Origin of the sequence: Halomonas kalidii, assembly GCF_030010475.1 — a bacterium.
GTDB classification, from domain to species: domain Bacteria; phylum Pseudomonadota; class Gammaproteobacteria; order Pseudomonadales; family Halomonadaceae; genus Halomonas; species Halomonas heilongjiangensis.
Window position 1 is genome coordinate 138,207 of sequence record NZ_JASCQN010000051.1, and the last position, 21,718, is coordinate 159,924.

Consider the following 21,718-nt stretch of genomic DNA (forward strand, 5'->3'; position numbering starts at 1 on the left):
CCTTCCCCAGTAACCGATATCGCCTTCGAGACGGACATCGCGTGTCCGTCTCGACGCGGGAGCCATGTCATGGACTTTGCCAAGTTCTTCGTCGACCGCCCGATCTTCGCCGCGGTGCTGTCGATCCTGATCTTCATCGCCGGGGCGATCACCATTCCGCTGCTGCCGGTCAGCGAGTACCCCGACGTGGTGCCGCCCACCGTCCAGGTGCGGGCGGTCTATCCCGGCGCCAACCCCAAGGAGATCGCCGAGACGGTGGCCACGCCGCTGGAGGAGGCGATCACCGGGGTCCAGGACCTGATGTACATGAAGTCGGTGGCCGGCTCCGACGGGGTGCTGGCGATGACCCTGACCTTCCGCCCCGGTACCGACCCGGATGCGGCCCAGGTGCAGGTGCAGAACCGGGTCAGCCAGGCGCTGGCCCGGCTACCGGAAGAGGTGCGGCGCCAGGGGGTGACCACCGACAAGCAGTCGCCCGACCTGACGATGGTGCCCCAGCTGACCTCGCCCGATGGCCGCTACGACAGCACCTATCTGCGCAACTACGCGGCGCTGCACGTGCGCGACGAGCTGGCACGCCTGCCCGGCGTCGGCCAGGCGATGCTGTTCGGCGCCGGCGACTACGCCATGCGGGTGTGGATCGATCCCGACCGGGCCGCCGCGAGGGGGCTGACCGCCGGCGATATCCTGGCGGCGATCCGCGAGCAGAACGTGCAGGTCTCGGCGGGCCAGCTCGGCGCGCCGCCGACGCCTGAAACCTCGGACTTCCTGATTTCGATCAACGCCCAGGGGCGCCTGACCACCGAGGAGGAGTTCGGCGACATCATCGTCAGGGCCGGCAGTGACGGCCAGATCACCTACCTCTCCGATGTCGCCCGGCTCGAGCTCGGTGCCGCCGAGTACTCGCTGCGCTCGCTGCTCGACAACGATCCGGCCGTGGCGATCGGCATCTTCCAGGCGCCGGGCTCGAACGCCATCGCGCTGTCCGACGCGGTGCGCGAGAAGATGGAGGAGCTGGCCGAACGCTTTCCCGAAGGGGTGGAACACGAGATCGTCTACGATCCGACGGTGTTCGTGCGCGACTCCATCGAGTCGGTGATCAAGACCCTGCTCGAGGCGGTGCTGCTGGTGGTGCTGGTAGTGACGCTGTTCCTGCAGACCTGGCGCGCCTCGATCATCCCGCTGCTGGCGGTGCCGGTGTCGATCGTGGGGACCTTCGCGGTGCTTTACCTGCTGGGGTTCTCGATCAATACCCTGACGCTGTTCGGCCTGGTGCTGGCGATCGGCATCGTGGTCGACGACGCCATCGTGGTGGTCGAGAACGTCGAGCGCAACATCGCCGAGGGCCTGGCGCCGCTGGCGGCGGCACACCAGGCGATGCGCGAGGTGAGCGGGCCGATCATCGCCATCTCGGTGGTGCTGTGCGCGGTATTCGTGCCCATGGCCTTCCTCGAGGGCGTCACCGGCCAGTTCTACCGCCAGTTCGCGGTGACCATCGCCATCTCCACGGTGATCTCGGCGATCAACTCGCTGTCGCTGTCGCCGGCGCTGGCGGCGCTGCTCCTCAAGCCCCACGATGCCCCCAGGGATCGTTTCTCGCGGCTCATCGACGTCCTCTTCGGCTGGCTGTTCCGCCCCTTCAACCGCTTCTTCCACGCCAGCTCCGAACGCTACCAGGGCGGGGTGGGGCGCAGCCTGCGCCGGCGTGGTGTGGTGTTCGGCGTCTATGTCGTGCTGCTGGCGGCCACCGGGCTGATGTTCCAGGCGGTGCCGGGCGGGTTCATCCCCACCCAGGACAAGATGTACCTGATCGGCGGTACCAAGCTGCCCGAGGGCGCCTCGCTGGACCGCACCGAGGAGGTGATCCGGCGCATGACCGAGATCGCCCTGGAGACGGAAGGGGTCGAGGCGGCCGTGGCGTTCCCAGGCCTCAACCCGTTGCAGTTCACCAATACGCCCAACTCCGGCACGGTGTTCTTCGGCCTGGAACCGTTCGGCGATCGCCAGCGCAGCGCCGAGGCGATCAACGCCGAGCTCAACGGCAAGTTCGCCGCCCTGCAGGAGGCCTTCACCTTCGCCTTCATGCCGCCGGCGATCCTCGGCCTCGGTTCCGGTTCGGGGTTCTCGCTGTTCGTGCAGGATCGCGCCAACCTCGGCTACGGCGAGTTGCAGAACGCCGTCGACGGCCTCAGCGGTGCCCTGGCGCAGACGCCGGGGATGGGCTATCCGATCACCTCCTACCAGTCCAATGTGCCGCAGCTCGACCTGCACGTGGACCGGATCAAGGCCAAGACCCAGGGGGTGCCGCTCACCGACCTGTTCGAGACGCTGCAGGTCTACCTGGGGTCGGCCTACGTCAACGACTTCAACCGCTTCGGCCGAACCTGGCAGGTGATCGCCCAGGCCGATGGCGGCTTCCGCCTGGACGCCGAGAACATCGATCGGCTGCGCACCCGCAACGTCAATGGCGAGATGGTGCCGATCGGCAGCATGATCCGCGTAAGCGAGACCTTCGGGCCGGATCCGGTGATCCGCTACAACGGCTACCCGGCCGCCGACCTGATGGGCGAGTCCGATCCGAGGGTTCTCTCGTCCAGCCAGGCGCTGGCGGTGGTCGAGGGCCTGGCGCCGTCGGTGCTGCCGGCCGGCATGACCTTCGAATGGAGTGATCTGAGCTACCAGCAGGTCAACCAGGGCGGCGCCGCCCTGGTGGTCTTCCCGCTGGCGATCCTGCTGGTGTTCCTGGCGCTGGCGGCGCTCTACGAGAGCTGGACCCTGCCGCTGGCGGTGATCCTGATCGTGCCGATGTGCATGCTCTCGGCGCTGATCGGGGTGAAGCTCACCGGCGGCGACAACAACATCTTCGTGCAGGTCGGGCTGGTGGTGCTGATCGGCCTGGCGTGCAAGAACGCCATCCTGATCGTCGAGTTCGCCCGCGAGCTGGAACTGCAGGGTCGGGGCATCGTCGAGGCGGCGCTGGAGGCCTGCCACCTGCGCCTGAGGCCGATCATCATGACCTCGATCACCTTCACCGCGGCGGTGGTGCCGCTGATGCTGGCCGGCGGGGCCGGCGCCGAGGTGCGCCAGGCGCTGGGCACCGCGGTGTTCGCCGGCATGCTCGGCGTCACCCTGTTCGGCCTCTTCCTGACCCCGGTGTTCTACGTCGCCCTGCGCAAGCTGGTGACGCGTGGCCGCCCGGAGCCCGAGGGTTCACTGCCGATGGAGGGCGAATACCGTGCGTAACCTGCTGCTGATTCCCGTGCTGTTGACGCTCACGGCCTGTGCCGTGGGCCCCGACTATCGGACGCCCGAGTCACCGGCGCCCGAGGCGCTGGTGCGTGCCGACGAGGCGCTCTATTCGGCCGATCCGGTCGAGGCCGAGTTCTGGCGGCGCTTCGAGGACCCCTTGCTGACGCAACTGGTGGAGGATGCCCTGGCCGCCAACCATGACCTGCGTATCGGCCTGGCGCGCTACGACAGGAGCCGGGCCCTGCTGCGAGAGTCGCGCCGCGACCTGGCGCCGACGGTCACGGCCGAAGGCGGTGTGGCGAATCAGCGCCTGAGCGCCGACCAGATGCCGGGCGTCTCACGCGCCGACCGCGACAGCGACAGCTTCGATGCCGGGGTATCGGCCTTCTGGGAGCTGGATTTCTTCGGCCGCGTGCGCCGCAGCGTCGAGGCCCAGCGCGCCGACGCCGAGGCCTCGGCCGCCGACCTGCGCGCGCTGCAGGTGGTGGTGGTCGCCGAACTGGTGGACACCTACTTCCGGCTGCGCGGGTTGCAAGAGCAGCTGCGGGTCGCGCAAGCCAACGCCGACAACCAGCGCGAGTCGCTGGCGCTGGTGGACGCACGCCTCGAGGCGGGCCGCGGCACCGAGTTCGACAGCGTGCGCGCCCGGGCCCAATTGGAGAGCACGCTGTCGCGCCTTCCGGCCCTCGAGGGTGAGATCGCCGCCGCCACGCATCGCATCGCCGTGCTGGCGGGCGAGGAGCCCGGCGGCCTGGTCGCGGTGCTCGAGGAGCCGGCCGCACCGCCGGCGCTGCCGACCCGGGTGGCCACCGGCCTGCCCGGCGAGCTGCTGCGCCGGCGCCCCGACATCGCCGCCGCCGAGCGCCGCCTGGAGGCCGCCAGCGCCCGCATCGGCGTCGCCACCGCCGACCTCTATCCACGCTTTACCCTGACCGGGCTGCTGGGGACCCAGGCGGCCAGCACCGGCGACCTGTTCGCTCGCGACAGCGAGACCCGGCTGATCGCGCTCGGCATCGACTGGTCGTTCCTCGATACGGGGCGGGTGCGCGCCCGGATGGCGGCCGCCGATGCCGACGCCGACGCCGACCTGGCGCGTTACGAGCAGACGGTCCTGGTGGCGCTCGAGGAGACCGAGACCGCGCTCGCCCGCTATGCCCAGGCGCTGCGCGAGCGCGAGCACCTGGTCGACGCCGCCGAGGCCAGCGCCGAGGCGGCGCGCCAGGCCCGGGTGCGCTTCGAGGTGGGGGTCATCGACTTCCTGGAGGTCATCGATGCCGAGCGCTCGCGGCTCGAGGCCGAGGACAGCCTGGCGCGCAGCCATACCCGTTCCGCCACGGCCCTGGTCGGGCTCTACAAGGCGTTGGTGGGCGGCTGGGACGACGTCCCGGAGGGCAGGAGAATGAGTGTCGAGAGCGCCTCGCTCTGAGGCGCGACCGCCGGCGGCCGAGTCTGCGCTACGACAGTCGGCCGGCGGGAGATGCCCGGGAGCACGGCCCGGACGGCAGGAGGCCGGTTCGGTGATTTCTTGCCACAATGGCTCTGAATCCACTCGCAAGGGAGTTGCCCCGATGCCCCGTTACCGCACAGGAAGGTTGCCCTCGTTTTCCTATCCTCGGCATGCCCTCGCTCTGCTCGTGCTGATCCTCCTCGCCGGTTGCCAGTTGCAGCCCTCGGAGCCCGCGGACGAGGACAAGCTGGCCATCGACCGGATGCTGTCGTTGATCGACGAACGGCTCGACGTCGCGCCCGTCGTGGCGAGATCGAAATGGAACTCCGGCGCGGCGATAGAGGCCCCGGAACGCGAGGCGCAGATCCTCGACCAGGTCGCCGCGGAGGCGGCCGAGGCCGGGGTCGACGAGGCTTTCGCCCGCGAGTTCTTCCAGAAGCAGTTCGACGCCAGCAAGCAGATCCAGCGCCGGCTTCATCTTCGGTGGGTGCAGGAGGGACGGGGACCATTCGCCAGTCCGCCGGATCTGGCCGAGGAGGTCCGGCCGGTGCTCGATCGCCTGACACCGCAGCTCATCGACGCCCTGGGCGACATGCAGCGGATCGCCCGGGTCGAGGGAGCGGGCCGTTACCTGGAGGCGCGGGCCCGGGTGCTGGTCCCGGACGACTTCGATGGCGAGCCGCGCGCCGTGGCACTGGCACCGCTGATGGAACGCATGGCGCGCTAAGTCGGAATGGCCTGCATATAACGCCACAGCTGCCGGGCTTGCGGGTCATTGCTATGGCGCAACCCGGCGTCAACGCCGGCCTGGTCTTCCGGCGAACGGTGCCGGCCGAGCTTGGCCTTGCCGTGGATCGCGTGGATACGGATCCTGATGCCGACGATGGCGGGAAGCAGCCTGTCGCGCAGGGCATCGCTCAAGGTGTCGGGATCATCGAGCAGTTCGGGTTCGTACTTGGCCAGCGTCTTGTCGAGGATGTCGTTCGTGGCGGAGGAATCGAGCAGTTCGAGCGTGCCCTCGACGTGTACGACGGCATAGTTCCAGGTGGGGACCGCCGGTTTCCCGGCGTACCAGGTGGGAGAGATATAGGCATGAGGGCCATTGAAGATCGTCAGCACCTGCTGGCCGTCCAGGTCTCGCCAATGGGGATTGGCCCGGGCGAAGTGGCCGTATAGCGTGCCGTACTCGCCTTCATCGCGTACCAGAAGGAAGGGCAGGTGCGTGGCCTGCAGGCCATCGCTGACGAGCACACCGAAACTGAACGCTTCGACAAGGGCGTGGGCCTGCTCCAGGGGCATCTGCATGGCGGATGGAATGTGCATCATGCCAGGGCCTCCCGGGTCAGGGTGGAAAGCGCCGTGCGCTGATGCCCTCGGTCATCGAAGTTGTCCGGCGACAGCCAGCGCGTGAAGGCGCTCTCCAGCGTGGGCCATTCGCCGTCGAGGATCGAGAACCAGGCGGTATCGCGATTGCGGCCAGCCACCACGCGGTGTTGACGAAAGACGCCTTCGAAGCGAAAGCCCAGGCGCTCGGCGGCGCGCCGCGAGGGGGCGTTGAGCGCGTCGCACTTCCATTCGTAGCGCCGGTAGCCGAGCGCGAAGGCGCGCCGCATCATCAGCACCATCGCCTCGGTGGCGGCCGGAGACCGCTTGAGGCGTGGCGTGAAGTGCAGGTGGCCGACCTCGATCGAGCCCTCTTCGGGCTCGATGCGCAGATAGGCGGCCAGGCCCAGCGCCTCGCCGCTGGCGCGTTCGACGATGGCATGGAAGCTCGGGTCGCGGCTGGCCGCTCGTCCGCCCAGCCAGTCGCGGTATTGGGCGATGTTGTCGAAAGGGCGACCGCCCAGATAGGTCCAACGCGCCTCCAGGCCCTCGCCGGGTGTAGTGTTCGGGTCGAGAAGGGCGGTATACAGCGAAGGAGCGTGGCGGTCGACGTCCAGCGGCTCGACCCGTACCAGGCGCCCCGTCATGGGCTCGGGATCGGGAAAGGCGGCGCCTCGCCAGCCCGCTACCGGGTGGCCCACCGGCTGGCCGTAGGCGTTCATCTCCGTCATGGGCAGCTCTCCTCGAGGACCCGGTCGTCCACCGTCAGCGCATAGTGATGGAACACCGTATCGCGCCGCCAGCCCAGCGACTCGTACAGCTCCTGGGCGACCCGGTTCTCGATCTGGGTGGCCAGCTTCAGGTGCCTGACGCCGTTGGCCAGGGCCAGGTCGCGGGCGGCGTTCATCAGCGCTCGGCCGATACCGCGCTGGCGCGCGTTGGGGGTGACGAAGAGGTCGTTGAGCTGCCATAGCGGAGCCAGGCGCACGGTGGAAAACAGCGGGTAGAGCTGCACGAAGCCGAGCAACTCGCCGTCCTCGCCTTCGTCGACCAGCAGGTGGGAATCGCCCAGGCCCAGGCGGTGCGCCAGGAAGTTCCGGGCACCGGCCGGGTCCGAAGGTTGGTCGTAGAACACCCGGTAGCCGTCGAGCAGCTCACCGAGGGCTTCGATATCGCGCAGCTTGGCATGACGCACCGACATGGAAAGGTCCTCCTGAGGGGTGACACCCAGTCAGTCTGGCGGCATATTGGTTCCTCGATAAGAACCAATTCCGGGGAAAATCATGGAACCGGTTGTCGGTGGCGAAGCGGACTGGGTAAGCGAGGCGCTGGGGCTCGAACTGGCCAGCCCGGCCTCGGCGCCGCTGGCACAACGGCTATACCGTGCCTTGCGTGCCTGGATACGGGAAGGGCGCCTGGCCAGCGGCCAGCGGCTGCCGTCCTCGCGCCGCCTGGCGCGTGAATTGAGCCTGGGCCGCAACACCGTGCTGGCGGCCATCGACCAGTTGATCGCCGAAGGCTTCCTGGAGAGCCGCCCCGGTGCCGGCACCTTCGTGGCGGATGTGGCGTTCGACTCCGTGGCGAGTCGGTCCGGCGAGACGCGTCCCCTGGCCGATCGGACCGCAGTGGGCGAGGCCGAGCTGTCGTCACGTGGCGTGCGCCTGCTCGACTTCTGCGCCAGCCTGGACGACCGCTTCGGCGCCTTCGCGCCCGGCGTGCCGGCGCTCGATCGCTTTCCCCATGCGCTCTGGCAACGGCTGTTGCGGCGCCACCTGCATGCGACGCCCACCCCATGGCTGGATTACCAGGCCCAGGGCGGCGTGCCGGCGCTGCGCGAGGCGCTATGCGACTATCTGCGGCTGTCGCGCTCGGTGCGTTGTCGCCCCGAGCAGATCCTGATCGTCCAGGGGGCCCAGCAGGGGTTCGAGCTGCTGGCGCGGATGCTCGGCGATGACGGCGACCGGGTGTGGGTCGAGGAGCCCGGCTACCACGGGGCCCAGGCCTGCTTCAGTGCGGCCGGTTTCGAGGTGGAAGCGGTGCCGGTAGATGCCGAGGGCATGAGCGTTCCAGGGGTGCCCGTCGGAGGCGCCTCGCCCCGGCTAATCCATGTCACGCCCTCCCATCAATATCCCAGCGGCGTCACGATGAGCCTGGCACGGCGTCTGGCGCTGCTCGAGGTCGCCGAGCGTCATCGCGCCTGGATCGTCGAGGACGACTACGACAGCGAGTTCCGCTACGGCCAGCGGCCCATCGCCGCCCTGCAGGGGCTGGTCGACGGGGCCCGGGTGATCTATGTCGGCACATTCAGCAAGGTGCTCTATCCGGGGCTGCGGCTGGGCTACCTGGTGCTGCCCGATCCCTTGGTGGTGCCGTTCCGGCGGGCCAATGCGCGCCTGCATCGCGAGGGGCAGTATCCGGTGCAGGCGGCGCTGGCCGAGTTCATCGCCCAGGGGCACTTCTCGCGCCATGTGCGGCGCATGCGCGACTGCTATCGTCGGCGACAGGCACGGCTGCGCGAGGCCCTGGCGCCGGCGGTGGCGCGAGGCCTGACGCTCTCCGAGGGCCAGGCCGGGATGCACCTGGTGGCCTGGCTCGACGATCCGGAAACCGAACGGACCCTGGTCGCCAGGGCCGCCGGGCAGGGCGTCACGCTCTCGCCGCTGTCGCGCTATTACCTGCGCCGGCCGGGGCGCCCCGGCCTGGTGCTGGGCTATGCCGGAGCACATGAAGACGAGATCGAGCGTGCCGGAAGCTGGCTGGCGCGCGAATGGGCAGCGGTCACCAGCGAGCGCTCCTGCCGCTGAACGGTCTCCTGCCCCTGTTCGAGCGCTCCCCGGGTTGTGGTACCGTTGACGGTAGCGACAGCGTCGGCCGAGCGTCTGTCGCCCGTTCCCCATCGCCCGGAACCGCCCCGATGATCCATACGCCTCCCGGTGACCGTCGCCGGTGTCGATCGCTCACCCTGCCCAACGGGCTCCGGGTCCTGCTGCTCTGCGATCCCGCCGCCGACCAGGCGGGGGCCGCCATGAGCGTCGGCGCCGGCAGCGGCGATGAACCGCCCGATTGCGCGGGGCTGGCCCACCTGCTGGAGCACATGCTGTTCCTGGGCACGGAAAGGTACCCGGCAGCGGAAGACTTCCCGGCCTATGTCCAGGGGCACGGCGGGCGCTACAACGCCACGACGGAGCTCGATCAGACTCGCTACTTCTTCGAGATTCCCCCGGCCCAGCTGGACGGCGCCCTGGAGCGGTTCGCCCAGTTCTTCATCGCCCCGCGCCTGACCGAGTCGGCCATCGCGCAGGAGCGTGAGGTGATCGACGCGGAGTACCGGGCTCGACGACAGGACGACGAGCAGCGCATCCTGGGCGTCATCAAGCAGGTGCTCGATCCCTCCCATCCCGCCAGCCGCTTCCTGGCCGGCAACCGGGACACCCTGGGGGCGGCTCCCGAGTCGCTGCGTCGGACCCTGATGGCCTTCCGGCAGCGCCATTACACGGCCGCCAACCTGCGGCTGGCGGTCGTCGGGGGGGCATCGCTGGACAGCCTGGAGCGGCAGGTGCGTCGCTGTTTCGCCGACATCCCGTGCGGGACGAGACCGGCGCCGGTTGCCCATCCCCCCCTGCTGCCGCCGGGGAGCCTCCCCCTGAGACTGGCGCTGCAGCCGACGCATCGCTGCCATGAGTTGCGCCTGTGCTTTCCGGTGCCCGCCCTGCGGCCGGACGACTACCTGCAACCCTGGGAGTACCTCGGGCAGCTGCTCGCGTTCCGCGGCCCCGGCAGCCTGTACGGCCAGCTCATGGATCGGGGGTGGCTCACGGACATCGACGGCGCGGTGCTGCTGGATACCCGGCCCCAGGCCCTGTTCCAGATCCGGTTGTGCCTCACGCCCGAAGGCATGGGCCACACTGCGGTCATCACGGCGGCGGTGTTCGCCTGCCTGAGGCGGATCGAGGCGGACGGCATCGCCGCCTGGCGCCACCGGGAGCGACAGGCGCTGGCCGACCAGCGCTTCCGGCTCGCGGCGACGACGTCCACCCTGGAGTTCGTCAAGTCGCTGGCCGACCAGCTCCACCGTTATCCCGTCGCGGAAGCGCTACGCGGCCCCTACCGGCTGGATGAGTTCCAGCCCCGGGTGATCCGCGCTTGCCTGGCCCGCCTGACCCCGGACAACCTGCTGGCGCTGACGATCGATCCTGCGGTGCGGGGCGACCGCACGAGCCCCTGGTTCCCGGCGCCCTACCGGATCGCGGCGGCGCCCGATCCCGGGGCCGCCCGGTGGGACGGGGCGCTCGATTTCACGCTGCCGCCCCCCAATCCCTTCATCATGGCGATGCCCGATGCCAAGCCGGGGGAGGCGAGTGCCCCCGTGCCCCGCCTGCTGCGCGACAGCGGGCAGAGCCGGGTCTGGTATAAGCCGCTCGCCCGGGCCCCGGGCGGGCACACCACGCTCTACCTGAACCTGGTGGCTGCTTGCCCCACGCACACCCTGAGCGCCACCGTCCTGACGGAGCTGCTGATTGCCTGGCTGGAACGGGAGCTGGCCGCCGAGTTGCAGCAGGCACGGGCCGCGGGCCTGGAGGTGGCAATGAGCCGCCATCACCAGGGCATCACGCTGAGGGCCGGCGGCTTTCCCGGGCAGCTCGACAGGCTGCTGCAACGGCTGTCGAGCAGCCTGACCCGAACCCGGATCACCGCGGCGCGCTTCGACCAGGCCCGGCAGGGACTGCAGGCGCGCTGGTACCAGCGGCAGCACGACCCTGCGTTTCGTCGCCTGCTGCAGCTGCCCGAGGCACGGCTGGGCCACGGCTTCGGCGACGAGGAGCGCCTGGCCGAACTGGCCACGGTGCGACGGGAGCGGTTGCAGGCGTTTCGGCACGCGCTGCTGCACCCGCTGGGGATCGACTGCCTGATGGCGGGGCCGCTGGATGGGGCCCAGGCACAGCGGCTGGCCGACGTGCTGGAAACGCGCCTGCTGGCCGGCGACCCGCCAGCGGTGGAACGCCGCCGACCGCCGATCGTGCCGCTGCAGGCGGGTGAGGCCTGCCACTATCGGCTCGAGGCGAGCCACCCCGACAGCGCGGTGGCCCTGTACCTGCCGGGGCCCGACGCCTCGCCGCTGCAGGAGGCTCGTTACCGTCTGCTGGCCGCGCTGCTCCACGACCCCTTCTTTCACCGGCTGCGCATCGAACGGCAGCTCGGCTATGTGGTGCTGGCCCGCTACCTGCCCCTGCACGACCGGCCGGGACTGATCCTGCTGGTGCAGTCGCCGTCGCTCTCGGTGGACGAGCTGCAGGAGCAGATACGCCACTTCCTGACGGCGCCCGACGCCCCCCTCCCCACGCTCGACCCCGAGCGCTTTGCCCACTACCGCGACGGCCTGCTGCAGACCCTGCAGGCGCAGCAGCGCCAGCCCGCCCAGCAGGCGGCGCGGTTCTGGGCCGACCTGGCCACGGGCGACGCCGATTTCCAGCGGCCCCGGCAGTTGCTGCAGGCCGTCGCCGACCTGACCCTCGAGGAGCTGCAGCGGTTCTACCAGGCCCAGCTGCTGCCCTCTCCCTGGGTCTGGCTGCATACCTGACGCCATGCGTTGCCGCCGGCGGATCGGTCCGCTCAGGGGCGCCACCGGGCCGGATGCTCGTCCCTGAGCACGCCGTGCTCGTCCCAGTCGCCCCAGCCGCTGAAGGGAATCGGGGATGCCCCCTCGAGGGTGGCCAGCCGCCGGGCCCAGTTCGCCTTCGCGGTCTCGAGGTGGGCGTGGAAGTCCGCTTCCGCCTGGTAGCTCAGCCCGCCGCCCTGGACGCCGTAGGTGGCCTGTGGCGCCAGCACGTCCATGCCCAGGTAGTAGAGCGAGCAGTGCATGGGCCACATCAGGGTCGCCATGTCGCCGCCGCGGCCGTGCCGCGTGAAGGCCGGCGCCGGCGAACCGGTGGTCACCGAGCAGAGCGCACGCTTGCCACGCAAGCGCCCTCGGTCGTAGCGCATGCTCCCGGAGTAGACCCCGCCATAGACGCAGACCCGGTCGAACCAGCCCTTGAGCATCGCCGGCAGGCCGTGCCACCAGAGGGGAAACTGCAGGATCACCAGGTCGGCACGCTCCAGCCGGGCGATCTCGCGCCGCACGTCGTCGGGCAGGGTGCCGGCGTTGAAGGCGTGGCGCTGCTCGGTCAGCGGCAGGAACGTCGCCGGCTCGGCGCGCTCGGCGAAGTGTGCCGGGTGCTCGACGGGGTCGAACCCCTCGGCGTAGAGGTCCGAGACCTCGACGCTGTGGCCGCGGCGCCCGAGCGTCTCCACCGCCACGTCCTTCAGGGCGCCATTGAAGGAGCGGGGCTCGGGGTGGCAGAACACGATCAGGGCATGCATGGCGGGTCTCCGGTGGGAAAGCGTACTGTGTGTCCCTGCAGGCTATGCTGTACGCTGACGAACCGGTATTCCCCAAGAGTGACAATGAACCTTGCATGAATGAACAAGCGTTGCACTGGGACGACCTGCGCGTGGTGCTGGCCATCGCCGAGACGGGAACGCTGTCGGGGGCGGGGCGGCGGCTGGGGGCCAGCCACGCCACGCTGTTCCGGCGCCTCAACGCCATCGAGCAACGCCTGGGGGTCAGGCTGTTCGAGCGGGCACGGACGGGCTATTCGCCCACCGCGGCGGGGGAGGAACTCGCGGCGACGGCGTCGCGGGTGGAAGCCGAGGTCCTGCGTGCCGAACGGCGCCTGGTGGGGCGCGACCTGCGCCTCTCCGGCGTGATTCGGGTGACCACCACCGACACGCTGCTGATGGGGCTGCTGTCGCCGATCCTCGCCGACTTCCGGCGCGCCCATCCCGAGATCGTGCTCGAGGTGGCGGTCTCCAATGCGCTGTTCAATCTCTCCCAGCGTGACGCCGACGTGGCGGTGCGGCCCTCGTCGTCGTCGCCCGAGCACCTGGTGGGGCGGCGGGTCGGCAGCATTGCCCAGGCGATCTATGCCCGGGGCGACGGGGCGGGGGACGCCGCCGCCTGGATCGGACCGGATCGCCATCTGGGCTATGCGCCGCTGGAGGCCTGGATGGCCGACAAGGGGGCCGACGCCCACTGCCGCTATCGCGTCGACACCCTGCTCGGCATGCTGGCCGCCACCCGCGATGGCCTGGGCCGCGCCGTGCTGCCCTGCTACCTGGCCGATGCCGAGCCGGCGCTGACCCGCCTCGGCGAGCCGATCCCCGAGCTCGCCACCGAGCTGTGGCTGCTGACCCACCCCGACCTGCGTCGGGTGGCGCGTATCCGCGCCTTTATGGCCTTCGTCGCCGAGGCGCTGGCGGGCCGTCTTCCTGCACAGGGATCGCGTATCGCCAGCCGTCCGGCGGCGAACCGTCCAGATCGGCAATGAAGCCATCCTGGATGCTACGCTGGTCGCCCTCGAGGTGGGTCGCGTCTCCAGGTTTCCGGGTAGGCTGCGGACGAACAGCCTACCGAGAGCTCACACCTGGTGCATAATGATGACGCGAAGCGATGGAAAGCGATCCCGCGTGAGAGTGGAACATACCCAAGGAAAGAGCCCCTGCGAGAGATAGGGGCTCTGAAGGTCATCAAGCAGGATGGCGTCTTTGTTAATGGATGTAGCCAGTCATGAACGGATCATGGGTCGGATTGCTCCAGAAGCTTGGGCTATAGTCTGCCGTGGCCAAACCGTTCGCCATCACAGGATCTCGAAGGCCCAATTGGATCATGTATCGAGGATCATTGGCCGGATTGCTCCGGAAGCTGGGGCTAAGATCTTCCGTAGCGGCACCGTTCGCCGTCATAGGACCCCGAAAGGCCGCTTGGGTGATGTATCGAGGATCATTGACCGGATCGCTCCGGAAGCTGGGGCTAATCAAGTCCCCGCCGATAACGATCACCGTCGGTAGGGCCACCTCATCGGACAACGCCAGCGGACTGATCAAGAGACCCATGGAAACGCCGAGCATGCCAAACTTCTTGATAAGATTCGTGGAAATCATGATGCACCTTCCCCTGCGTTGCAGTTCAGCATAAAAAGTCAGGAACACGGTGTGTGTTCCCTGAATAGCTTAGTAGAGGAGAGTGGGTTAATATTGCAAAAATTTTCGGTTTGTAAATACCGCTTTATTCTATGGGCTCGGTGAAATGTTATGTAAGGTTCGTGCTGGTTTTGTTGACTAATTAGTTGGTATCAGTTTTTCTGACTCGCCGTATGAAATCCTTGGGCACTTCGCCGAGAGCGGTCGACCGTCAGGTGAATACCATCACGCCCGCGACGCCCACTCCGCTGGATGCGACTCTTATCGCTCTCGTCCCCTCGTCCCCTCGCCCCCTGGCCGCTGCCGCGGCGCTGCTGCGTGATGTGCGGCGTCGCGTCGGCACTGGCCACCCGGCGTGCGGGTCAGGTAACACCCGATGAAAGAGCCCCTGCGAGAGGCAGGGGCTCGGGAGGTCATCAAGCAAGATGGCGTCGTTGTTAATAGTCGTAGCCATTCATGAACGGATCATTGATCGGATTGCTCCGGAAGCTAGGGCTAAGGTCTGCGGTAGCGAGACCGCTCGCCGTCACAGGACCCCGAAAGGCCGCTTGGGTTATATATCGGGGATCATTGATCGGATTGCTCCGGAAGCTGGGGCTGAGATCTTCCATAGCGACACCGTTCGTCGTCATCTGACCCCGAAAGGCCGCTTGGGTGATGTATCGAGGATCATTGATCGGGTTGCTCCGGAAGCTGGGGCTGATCGCGTCTTCGGCGATAACGACCACCGCCGGCAGTATCACCTCATCGGACAACGCCAGCGGACTGACGATGAGGCCCATGGAAACGCCGAGCATGCCAAGCTTCTTGATAAGGTTCGTGGAAATCATGATGCACCTCCCACTTCATTGCAGTTGAGGATAATGGTCAGGAGCACAGTGTGTGTTCCATGTGGCTTTGTAGGGAGAGGTGGGGGTATCTTACAAAGATTCTCGGATTATAAATAACGTTGTGGCCTATGGGGTGGATAAGATGTTGTGTAAGGTTGGTGATGGTTTTATCGACCAATAAAGTTGCTGTCAGTGTTTCCTCGCCCGCTGTAAGAAATCCTTGGGCACTTCGCCGCAACAGGTCGACCGTCAGGTGAATGCGTGGATCGACCGGGTCGCGATGGCGCCGGCGCGGCGGGGCTATATCGACGAGGGCGGCGACGCTGCTGACGGGCGTTACGGCTAGGTATCCTCCAACTGCTGCAGCGCTTCCTGGGTGGCCGCATCCGCCGGAAAGAACGACTCGATGGCGAGCTCCTCCAGGGTGATGTCGAGCGGGGTGCCGAACACCGTGGTGGTACTCAGCATCGACAGCACGCGGCCATCCGGCAGGGCCAGCTCCAGCGGCACGGCGAGGCCGGCATGGGGCGGGCGCGCGGCGGCAAGGTGGGGGCGTGCCCCGGTCGGTACCGGGAAGCCCTTGAGCTCCTCGGCGAGGTCGACAAGGGCCGGATCGGCGGCGCTGTCGGCCTGGCGGGCCAGGCGTTCGAGTATGTGGGCGCGCCATTCACGGAAGTTGCGGATGCGTGACGCGAGCCCCCGGGGATGCAGGGTGAGCCGCAGCACGTTGATCGGCGGCTTCAGCAGCGCGGGCTCGATGCCACCGAGCAGCAGCTCGAGTGGGCGGTTGGCCATCAGCAGGTGCCAATGGCGGTCGACGGCCAGGGCCGGGTAGGGGGCGTGGCTCGCCAGCAGCCGCTCGATCACGCCGCGCACCGTCTCGAGTTCAGGCGCATCGATGCCGCGCTCGCCGAAGGCCGGGGCGAACCCGGCGGCAAGCAGCAGCCGGTTGCGTTCGCGCAGTGGAACGTCCAGCCGTTCCGTCAGGTGCAGCAGCATCTCCCGGCTCGGCACGGCGCGCCCGGATTCGACGAAGCTCAAATGGCGCTGGGAGATGTCGGCGTCGGTGGCGAGCGCGAGCTGGCTCAGCCGTCGCCGCTGTCGCCACATCTTCAACAGCTGCCCGGTCGTGGAGGCGTTCGTGGTCATGGACCTAGATTAGCGTCAAGCAATATGGCTGGCTATTACCTCGCAGGTAATCGCCAGGCTGCGCGCGGCGGGCGACGCTATGCGTGACACCACATCACAGGAGCATCGCCATGGCCGCCTACGCCATCGCCCGCCTGCAGGACGTCACCATGGGACCGGCGATCGTCGAATACCTCGAGAAGATCGATGCCACCCTGGCCCCCTACGGCGGCCACTACCTGATCCATGGCGGTACCACCCAGGTGCTGGAGGGTAGCTGGCAGGGCGATACCATCATGCTCGGCTTTCCCGACCTGGCGCAGGCCCAGGCGTGGTATCGCTCCGAAGCCTATCGGCGCATCCTGCCGTTGCGCACCGCCAATGCCGTGGGCGATGTCATCCTGGTGGAAGGCGTGCCGGAGGGGCACCGGGGCATCGATATCCTGGGCTGACGAGGGCCTACCGCATCAGGCTGACCCGTCTTCCGCTGCGCTGGATGCGGCCTTCCCGCTCGAGCCGCGCGAGGGTGCGGTAGAGGGCTTCGTGGGTCAGGCCGAGCTCCGATGCCAGCTGTTTCCAGCTCTGGTCGATATCAAGGGCATTGCTGCCGCTCGGCAGATGCAGGCGAAGGTAGGCCAGGACGCGGTCGGCCGCGGTGTGCAGGCTGAGGATCTCGGCACGCGAGCGGGCGGTCTGCACCTGGCCGGCGAGGTGGCGGGTGAAGCGCAAGGCCTGCTCGGGCCTGGTGCCGAGGGCGGCGAGAATCGCGCCTTTCGGATAGGCCCGCACCCGGGCCGCTGTCTCGGCGACGGCATCGCAGTGATAGCGTTCGGCGAACAGTGACGGCTCGGCAAAGGCCTCCCCCGCGGCGGCGCGATGAAGGGTCACCTCGGCACCGGCACTGCCCGGCCGCACCAGGCGCAAGCGTCCGGCGACGATGACGTAAAGCGCCGTGACCCGGTCACCGGCGCGGAAGAGGGGCTCGCCGGCCTCGAGAGTCCGGCTGGCGCCGGGGCGTGCCACGAGCGCCTCGAGAATCTCGGCGATGGTCGTCATGGAGTGTCCGTATGATCGCAATCATATGAAGTAGGGCGCCGCGAGGTCAGTCTAAGCTTTGTCTGAAAAATCGGCGAGCGATGATCAGACAAGGCAAAAATCGACGAAAGGACGGAGTTTACGAGCTGTAAATGAGGTCTTTGAGCCGATTTTTAACGCCGTATGGACGAGCGCAGGCAGTTTTCAGACAAAGCGTAGTCGTAACGGCAATTCAAGGGGACCCCAGTATGAAGATCGCAGTTGCAACACTCCTGTTCCTGTCGCTGACGATGCAGGCAAGCGCCGAGGCGCAGAGCCACGACCCCGGGGAGCATTCGCCCTACGCGGGCAGGCAGCAGCAGGAGCTCGGGGCGCTGACGGACGAACAGCTCGACGACTTGCGAGCCGGGCGGGGCATGTCGTTTGCCTTGCCGGCGGAGCTCAACGGCTATCCCGGCCCCAGCCATGTCCTGGAGCTGGCCGAGGGGCTGGAGCTGACCCCGGCGCAGCAACGCCAGACCGAGGCGCTGTTCGCGGAGATGCAGGCCGAGGCCGTGAGGCTGGGCGAGCGCCTCATCGACAGCGAGCGTGCGCTCGAAGCGCTGTTTGCCGATGGCCGGGCGGAGCCGCAATCCGTCATGCGGGCGACCACCGAAGCCGCTCGCCTCCGGGGAGAACTACGCGCCACGCACCTGACGTACCACCTCGAGATGAAGCAGGTACTCACCGCAGAGCAGGTCGCGCGCTATAGCCACCTCCGTGGTTATGACAGGGACCATGGCTCGCGGAACGGTTTCACGGAATAATTAGCCAGTCAGTCACGGCGCATGAGCCCGCTGCGTCAGAGGCGGGATCGAACATTGCTTGTCGAGGGAATGTGAAATGAAAAGGCGCTTCGCCACCTTGCTGGGATCGTTGGCCATCGTCCTGGCGGGCTGTGCCGGCATGGAGAGTCCGATGACGCATGATGAGTCACTGGAGAACACCTACTGGAAGCTGACCCGAGTCGGCGATGTCGCGGCCGAGGCGGTGGACAACCAGCGCGAGGCGCATTTCGTGCTGCACGTCGAGGAGAGCCGCGTGGCGGGCTCCACCGGATGCAATCGCCTGGCGGGCAGCTACCGGTTGGAGAACGACTCCCTCCGCTTCGGCCCCTTGGCCACCACGCGCATGGCCTGCCTGGAGGGAGCCGAGACCGAGCAGGCCTTCCTCACGGCGCTGGAGGCGGCAGCGAGCTGGCAGGTCGAAGGCCAGGCGCTGACCCTCAAGGACGAGGCCGGTGCCGCCGTGGCGCACTTCGAGGCGGTACATCTCTACTGAGCGGCGCTGGCCTCGCCGCTATCGAACTGCTCGGCCGTGATCCCAGCCCGGCTCGACGATCGAGCGCACGAAATCCCCCTTGGCCCGGGTGTAGGCTTCGCGGTCCCCCCGGTGGCAGGCAGCCAGCTCGCGCTTGAGGGCGGCGTAGCGCGCGGCCAGCGCCGCATCGCGACGCAGGGTGTCGCGAAAGGCCAGTCGCTGGCGCCACAGGTCGCCGTCGTGGACCACCACGTGCAGGTGATGGGTGCGCCGGCCGTGGGCGTGGCGCATGAACCAGCGCCGGTCGCTCAGAGTGGCGTTGAACTCGACCGAGGTCACGTAGCCGAAATCGAGCAGCGGCTCGAACAGGGCGTCGGCGACGGCCATGGAAGCGACACCGGCCATGACGTCGATGATGGGCTTGGCCGGCATGCCGGGAATGGCGGTGCTGCCGATATGCTGCACGTCGAGCAGGTCGGCGGGAAACCGTTCCAGCAGGCGGGCGCGCTCGGTATCGAAGCGTGCCGGCCAGGCGGGGTCGTAGTCCGCCAGGCGCACCGGTTCATCAATGGCCTGCTGCAGCGACTGGGCTTCGTTCATCGGGGCTCCTGGGTGTCGGGGCACCCGCGCCGGCTTCGCGCTGCTGGCGCAGGGCGCCGGGCGGGTAGCCATGGATGCGCTTGAAGGCGCGGCTGAAGGCGGCCGCGCTGCCGTAGCCCAGGCGATAGGCCACGGTCTCGATCGGCTGCCGCTCCTTGCCGATCCACTGGGCCGCCAGGTGCATGCGCAGCTCGGTCACGTAGCGGTGCGGCGTCATGCCCGTTACCGCCAGGAAGCGCTCGGCGAACACCGAGCGCGAGCTGCCCATCTCGGCGGCGAGTTCGGCCACCGTCCAGTGCCGCCCCGGGTCGCGATGCAGCGCGGCGATGACGCGGCCCAGGCGCGGGTCACGCAGGGCCTCGATCCAGCCCGTCGCATCGCCGCAGCCACACTCCACCCAGCCGCGCACGATGAAGGCGGACACCACGTCGGCCAGCCGCGCCAGGATGGCGGCGAAGCCCGCCCGCTCGCTTCTCGCCTCGCGCTCCATCGCTTCCAGCATGGGCAGGATCTCGGGATGCCGCTCCAGCAGGGTGCCCACGTACATCACCTCGGGCATCAGCGCGACGAGAGGATGCATGCTGCCCAGGTCGAACTCCATGCAGCCGCTGAAGGTCAGGGCGCCATCGAGGGTGCAGCCCTGCGGGCAGGCGCGGATCGCGCTGACCGCCTCGCAGAGCCTGGCGCTCTCGAAGGCGGCGATGTCCTGCGCCGGCTGGTCGGGCGTGGAGAGCAGGGCGTGGGGGCCGCCGCGCGGCAGCAGCAGGGCATCGCCCGTCGAGAGGGTATGAATGTTGCCGCTCGGGCTGCGCAGGTAGACGGGGCCGCGCGCCACGAAGTGGAACTGGGCCCAGCCCGCCACCGTGCCGAACTCGACGCCCAGGGGCGGCGAGAGTTGGATACGGCGATAGGCGATACCGCGCAGCCGCATGCCGAGCAGTAGCTCGCTCACCAGGTCGCTGGCCAGTTCCGGCTTTGGCATCTTGCCCTCCTCGCTGTTCGTCACATCCCTTCGCGTTTTCATCCGATTCGGACGAATGATCAAGCATTCAAGAGCATTTAATATAGAACGTCCGAGGTGGCCCCTCTAGTCTGCTCGTTCCTGACGAACGCTTCACTAGCAAGGGAGAACGACCATGAACGAGTTGGCACGGCGGGCCAAGCCCGCTTGGGGGGCAGTCGTTGCGATGGCCCTCGGTGTGTTCGGGCTGGTAACGGCGGAATTTCTGCCCGCCAGCCTGCTGACGCCCATGGCGGCGGATCTGGAGATCACCGAGGGCATGGCGGGTCAGGCCGTGACGGCGACCGCCGCCGTCGCGCTGATGACGAGCCTCGTGATCTCGACCGCCACGCGGCGCATCGATCGGCGCCATGTGCTGCTGGGCTTCTCGCTGCTGCTGGTCGCCTCGAACCTGCTGGTCGCCTTTGCGCCCAACCTGACGGTCCTGCTGCTCGGGCGCCTCCTGCTCGGCCTGGCGTTGGGCGGGTTCTGGACCATGTCGATCGCGACGATGATGCGTCTCGTGCCCGAGGCCCTGGTGCCCAGGGCGCTGTCAATCATGTTCAGCGGGGTTTCCGCGGCGACCATCGCCGCCGCTCCTCTGGGCAGCTATCTGGGCGATATCGTCGGCTGGCGCGATGTGTTCCGGCTGGCCGCGCTGCTGGGGCTCGTGGCGCTGACGGTGCAGTTCATGACGCTGCCGCGAATGGCGCCGAGCGGCTTGACCCGCCTGCGTACCCTGTTCGATGTGCTGATGCGCCCCCGGGTCGGGCTCGCCATGCTGGCCGCCGCCCTGGTCTTCACGGGCCATTTCGCCTTCTTTACCTATATCCGCCCCTTCCTCGAGACCGTGACCGGTGTCGGCGTGAGTGGCGTGGCCGGCATCCTGCTCGGCTTCGGCGTGGCCAACTTCCTCGGCAACTACCTGGGCGGCTGGTTGATCGAGCGAAGCCTGCGCCTGACCATGATCGTGGCGCCGCTGACGATGGGCGTGCTCGGCCTGGGGCTCGTCACCATGGGGAACGTGGCGTTGATGGATGCGGCGATGGTGGCCTTGTGGGGGCTGGCCTTCGGCGCCATTCCCGTGGCGTGGTCGACCTGGCTGACCCGCACGGTGCCCGATGAAGCCGAGAGTGCCAGCGGGCTGCTGGTGGCGGCCATCAACCTGGCGATCGCGACCGGTGCGGCCATGGGTGGGGTGATCTTCGACCTGGGGGGCGCCGGCAACGTCTTTGCCGCCAGCGGCGCCGTGCTGCTGCTGGCCGCCCTGATGATCCTGACGGGCGTACGCACGCGGCCGCTGGCCACGGCGTGAATCGCGCAGGCCCACTCATTCCTCGATTTCCCAGACAGGGTTCCAGGCCACTTCCCACAGATGGCCGTCGGGGTCCTGGAAGTAGCCGGCATAGCCGCCCCAGAAGGTCTCGTGAGCGGGCTTGGTGATGGTGGCGCCGGCGCTGGTAGCCTGCTCCATGACGCCATCGACCTCTTCCCGGGAGGCGACATTGTGCGCCAGGGTGAACTCGGTCGCGCTCGGCGCGCCCATCGTCAGGTTCGCGTCATTGGCGATGCAGCGACGCGGCCAGAGCCCGAGTTTCAGCCCGCCCTGCAGTTCGAAGAACGCCACGGCGCCGTCGCCTTCCTCGAACTCCTCGCCGACGATGCCGGGCGTTTCCAGGCCGAGGCCATCGCGATAGAAGCGCAGCGCGCGCTCCAGGTCGTCGACGCCTAACGTGATCAGCGTGATACGCGGTTGCATGCGGTGCTACCCCCGTTCGTGGCACTTCA

General features: G+C 68.2%; 21 protein-coding genes. 10 read left to right on the forward strand and 11 right to left on the reverse strand.

Annotated features, from left to right (window positions below; translation table 11 throughout):
* The first annotated feature begins 69 nt into the window (after positions 1–69).
* The 3 genes from QLQ85_RS17220 (at position 70) to aroQ (ending at position 5,423) form a co-directional block, all read left to right on the forward strand.
* Positions 70–3,243 carry an efflux RND transporter permease subunit gene (locus QLQ85_RS17220; RefSeq protein WP_282740120.1) on the forward strand — a complete coding sequence of 1,058 codons (3,174 nt, stop codon included), beginning with the start codon at positions 70–72 and terminating at the stop codon, positions 3,241–3,243.
* The gene (locus tag QLQ85_RS17225; RefSeq protein WP_282740121.1) at positions 3,236–4,675 is read left to right on the forward strand and encodes an efflux transporter outer membrane subunit; all 1,440 of its coding nucleotides are present in this window, start codon (positions 3,236–3,238) and stop codon (positions 4,673–4,675) included. The genes QLQ85_RS17220 and QLQ85_RS17225 overlap by 8 nt, the downstream gene beginning before the upstream one ends.
* Before the next feature lie 142 nt (positions 4,676–4,817).
* Positions 4,818–5,423 (forward strand): gamma subclass chorismate mutase AroQ, encoded by a 606-nt coding sequence (aroQ, locus tag QLQ85_RS17230; RefSeq protein WP_282740122.1) that lies wholly within the window; start codon positions 4,818–4,820, stop codon positions 5,421–5,423.
* Here the strand turns inward: aroQ and QLQ85_RS17235 are convergent.
* From QLQ85_RS17235 to QLQ85_RS17245, 3 genes are read right to left on the reverse strand one after another with little or no spacing between them, the layout of a single operon-like run.
* Complete coding sequence (locus QLQ85_RS17235) at positions 5,420–6,022, reverse strand: FMN-binding negative transcriptional regulator (protein ID WP_282740123.1); 603 nt, start codon at positions 6,020–6,022, stop codon at positions 5,420–5,422. The genes aroQ and QLQ85_RS17235 overlap by 4 nt on opposite strands.
* On the reverse strand, positions 6,019–6,750 hold the full coding sequence (locus QLQ85_RS17240) for a GNAT family N-acetyltransferase (RefSeq protein ID WP_282740124.1): 732 nt from the start codon (positions 6,748–6,750) through the stop codon (positions 6,019–6,021). Before QLQ85_RS17240 ends, QLQ85_RS17235 begins: the two co-directional genes overlap by 4 nt.
* The gene (locus tag QLQ85_RS17245) at positions 6,747–7,220 is read right to left on the reverse strand and encodes a GNAT family N-acetyltransferase (protein ID WP_282740125.1); all 474 of its coding nucleotides are present in this window, start codon (positions 7,218–7,220) and stop codon (positions 6,747–6,749) included. Before QLQ85_RS17245 ends, QLQ85_RS17240 begins: the two co-directional genes overlap by 4 nt.
* An 82-nt stretch (positions 7,221–7,302) precedes the next feature.
* Between QLQ85_RS17245 and pdxR the strand changes: the two genes are divergently transcribed.
* Entirely contained in the window at positions 7,303–8,823 is a 1,521-nt protein-coding gene (gene pdxR / locus QLQ85_RS17250; RefSeq protein WP_282740126.1) for a MocR-like pyridoxine biosynthesis transcription factor PdxR, read from the forward strand.
* A 110-nt stretch (positions 8,824–8,933) separates the two neighbouring features.
* A complete protein-coding gene (locus QLQ85_RS17255) occupies positions 8,934–11,597 on the forward strand; it encodes an insulinase family protein (protein ID WP_282740127.1) in 2,664 nt (887 codons plus the stop codon).
* A 32-nt stretch (positions 11,598–11,629) separates the two neighbouring features.
* On the opposite strand, the gene QLQ85_RS17260 is transcribed toward QLQ85_RS17255, so the two are convergent.
* Positions 11,630–12,379, reverse strand: a complete 750-nt coding sequence (locus QLQ85_RS17260) for an NAD(P)H-dependent oxidoreductase (protein WP_282740128.1) — start codon at positions 12,377–12,379, stop codon at positions 11,630–11,632.
* A gap of 95 nt (positions 12,380–12,474) precedes the next feature.
* Here QLQ85_RS17260 and QLQ85_RS17265 point away from each other — a divergent pair, with 95 nt between their 5' ends.
* Positions 12,475–13,386, forward strand: coding sequence for a LysR family transcriptional regulator (locus QLQ85_RS17265; RefSeq protein WP_282740129.1), 912 nt, complete (start codon positions 12,475–12,477; stop codon positions 13,384–13,386).
* A gap of 220 nt (positions 13,387–13,606) precedes the next feature.
* On the opposite strand, the gene QLQ85_RS17270 is transcribed toward QLQ85_RS17265, so the two are convergent.
* The 3 genes from QLQ85_RS17270 to QLQ85_RS17280 all read right to left on the reverse strand — a co-directional run bounded on the left by QLQ85_RS17270 (position 13,607) and on the right by QLQ85_RS17280 (position 16,017).
* Complete coding sequence (locus tag QLQ85_RS17270; protein ID WP_282740130.1) at positions 13,607–13,999, reverse strand: hypothetical protein; 393 nt, start codon at positions 13,997–13,999, stop codon at positions 13,607–13,609.
* Between the two features lie 476 nt (positions 14,000–14,475).
* Positions 14,476–14,868, reverse strand: coding sequence for a hypothetical protein (locus QLQ85_RS17275; protein WP_282740131.1), 393 nt, complete (start codon positions 14,866–14,868; stop codon positions 14,476–14,478).
* A gap of 342 nt (positions 14,869–15,210) precedes the next feature.
* Positions 15,211–16,017 (reverse strand): helix-turn-helix domain-containing protein, encoded by an 807-nt coding sequence (locus tag QLQ85_RS17280; RefSeq protein WP_282740132.1) that lies wholly within the window; start codon positions 16,015–16,017, stop codon positions 15,211–15,213.
* 110 nt (positions 16,018–16,127) lie between these two features.
* On the opposite strand from QLQ85_RS17280, the gene QLQ85_RS17285 reads away from it, so the two are divergent.
* Positions 16,128–16,448: a DUF1330 domain-containing protein gene (locus QLQ85_RS17285; protein ID WP_282740133.1), complete on the forward strand. Its 321-nt coding sequence runs from the start codon at positions 16,128–16,130 to the stop codon at positions 16,446–16,448.
* Positions 16,449–16,455: 7 nt separating this feature from the next.
* On the opposite strand, the gene QLQ85_RS17290 is transcribed toward QLQ85_RS17285, so the two are convergent.
* Positions 16,456–17,052 carry a Crp/Fnr family transcriptional regulator gene (locus tag QLQ85_RS17290; RefSeq protein ID WP_282740134.1) on the reverse strand — a complete coding sequence of 199 codons (597 nt, stop codon included), beginning with the start codon at positions 17,050–17,052 and terminating at the stop codon, positions 16,456–16,458.
* 227 nt (positions 17,053–17,279) lie between these two features.
* Between QLQ85_RS17290 and QLQ85_RS17295 the strand changes: the two genes are divergently transcribed.
* Both QLQ85_RS17295 and QLQ85_RS17300 read left to right on the forward strand, forming a co-directional pair.
* The gene (locus QLQ85_RS17295) at positions 17,280–17,837 is read left to right on the forward strand and encodes a Spy/CpxP family protein refolding chaperone (protein ID WP_282740135.1); all 558 of its coding nucleotides are present in this window, start codon (positions 17,280–17,282) and stop codon (positions 17,835–17,837) included.
* A gap of 76 nt (positions 17,838–17,913) precedes the next feature.
* The gene (locus QLQ85_RS17300; RefSeq protein WP_282740136.1) at positions 17,914–18,351 is read left to right on the forward strand and encodes an META domain-containing protein; all 438 of its coding nucleotides are present in this window, start codon (positions 17,914–17,916) and stop codon (positions 18,349–18,351) included.
* 18 nt (positions 18,352–18,369) lie between these two features.
* On the opposite strand, the gene QLQ85_RS17305 is transcribed toward QLQ85_RS17300, so the two are convergent.
* Both QLQ85_RS17305 and QLQ85_RS17310 read right to left on the reverse strand, forming a co-directional pair.
* Complete coding sequence (locus QLQ85_RS17305) at positions 18,370–18,930, reverse strand: GrpB family protein (RefSeq protein WP_282740137.1); 561 nt, start codon at positions 18,928–18,930, stop codon at positions 18,370–18,372.
* Positions 18,896–19,912: an AraC family transcriptional regulator gene (locus tag QLQ85_RS17310; protein ID WP_282740138.1), complete on the reverse strand. Its 1,017-nt coding sequence runs from the start codon at positions 19,910–19,912 to the stop codon at positions 18,896–18,898. Before QLQ85_RS17310 ends, QLQ85_RS17305 begins: the two co-directional genes overlap by 35 nt.
* Before the next feature lie 154 nt (positions 19,913–20,066).
* Between QLQ85_RS17310 and QLQ85_RS17315 the strand changes: the two genes are divergently transcribed.
* On the forward strand, positions 20,067–21,245 hold the full coding sequence (locus tag QLQ85_RS17315) for an MFS transporter (RefSeq protein ID WP_282740139.1): 1,179 nt from the start codon (positions 20,067–20,069) through the stop codon (positions 21,243–21,245).
* A 15-nt stretch (positions 21,246–21,260) separates the two neighbouring features.
* Here the strand turns inward: QLQ85_RS17315 and QLQ85_RS17320 are convergent, their stop codons facing one another.
* Positions 21,261–21,689, reverse strand: a complete 429-nt coding sequence (locus QLQ85_RS17320) for a VOC family protein (RefSeq protein WP_102628357.1) — start codon at positions 21,687–21,689, stop codon at positions 21,261–21,263.
* Positions 21,690–21,718 lie beyond the last annotated feature (29 nt).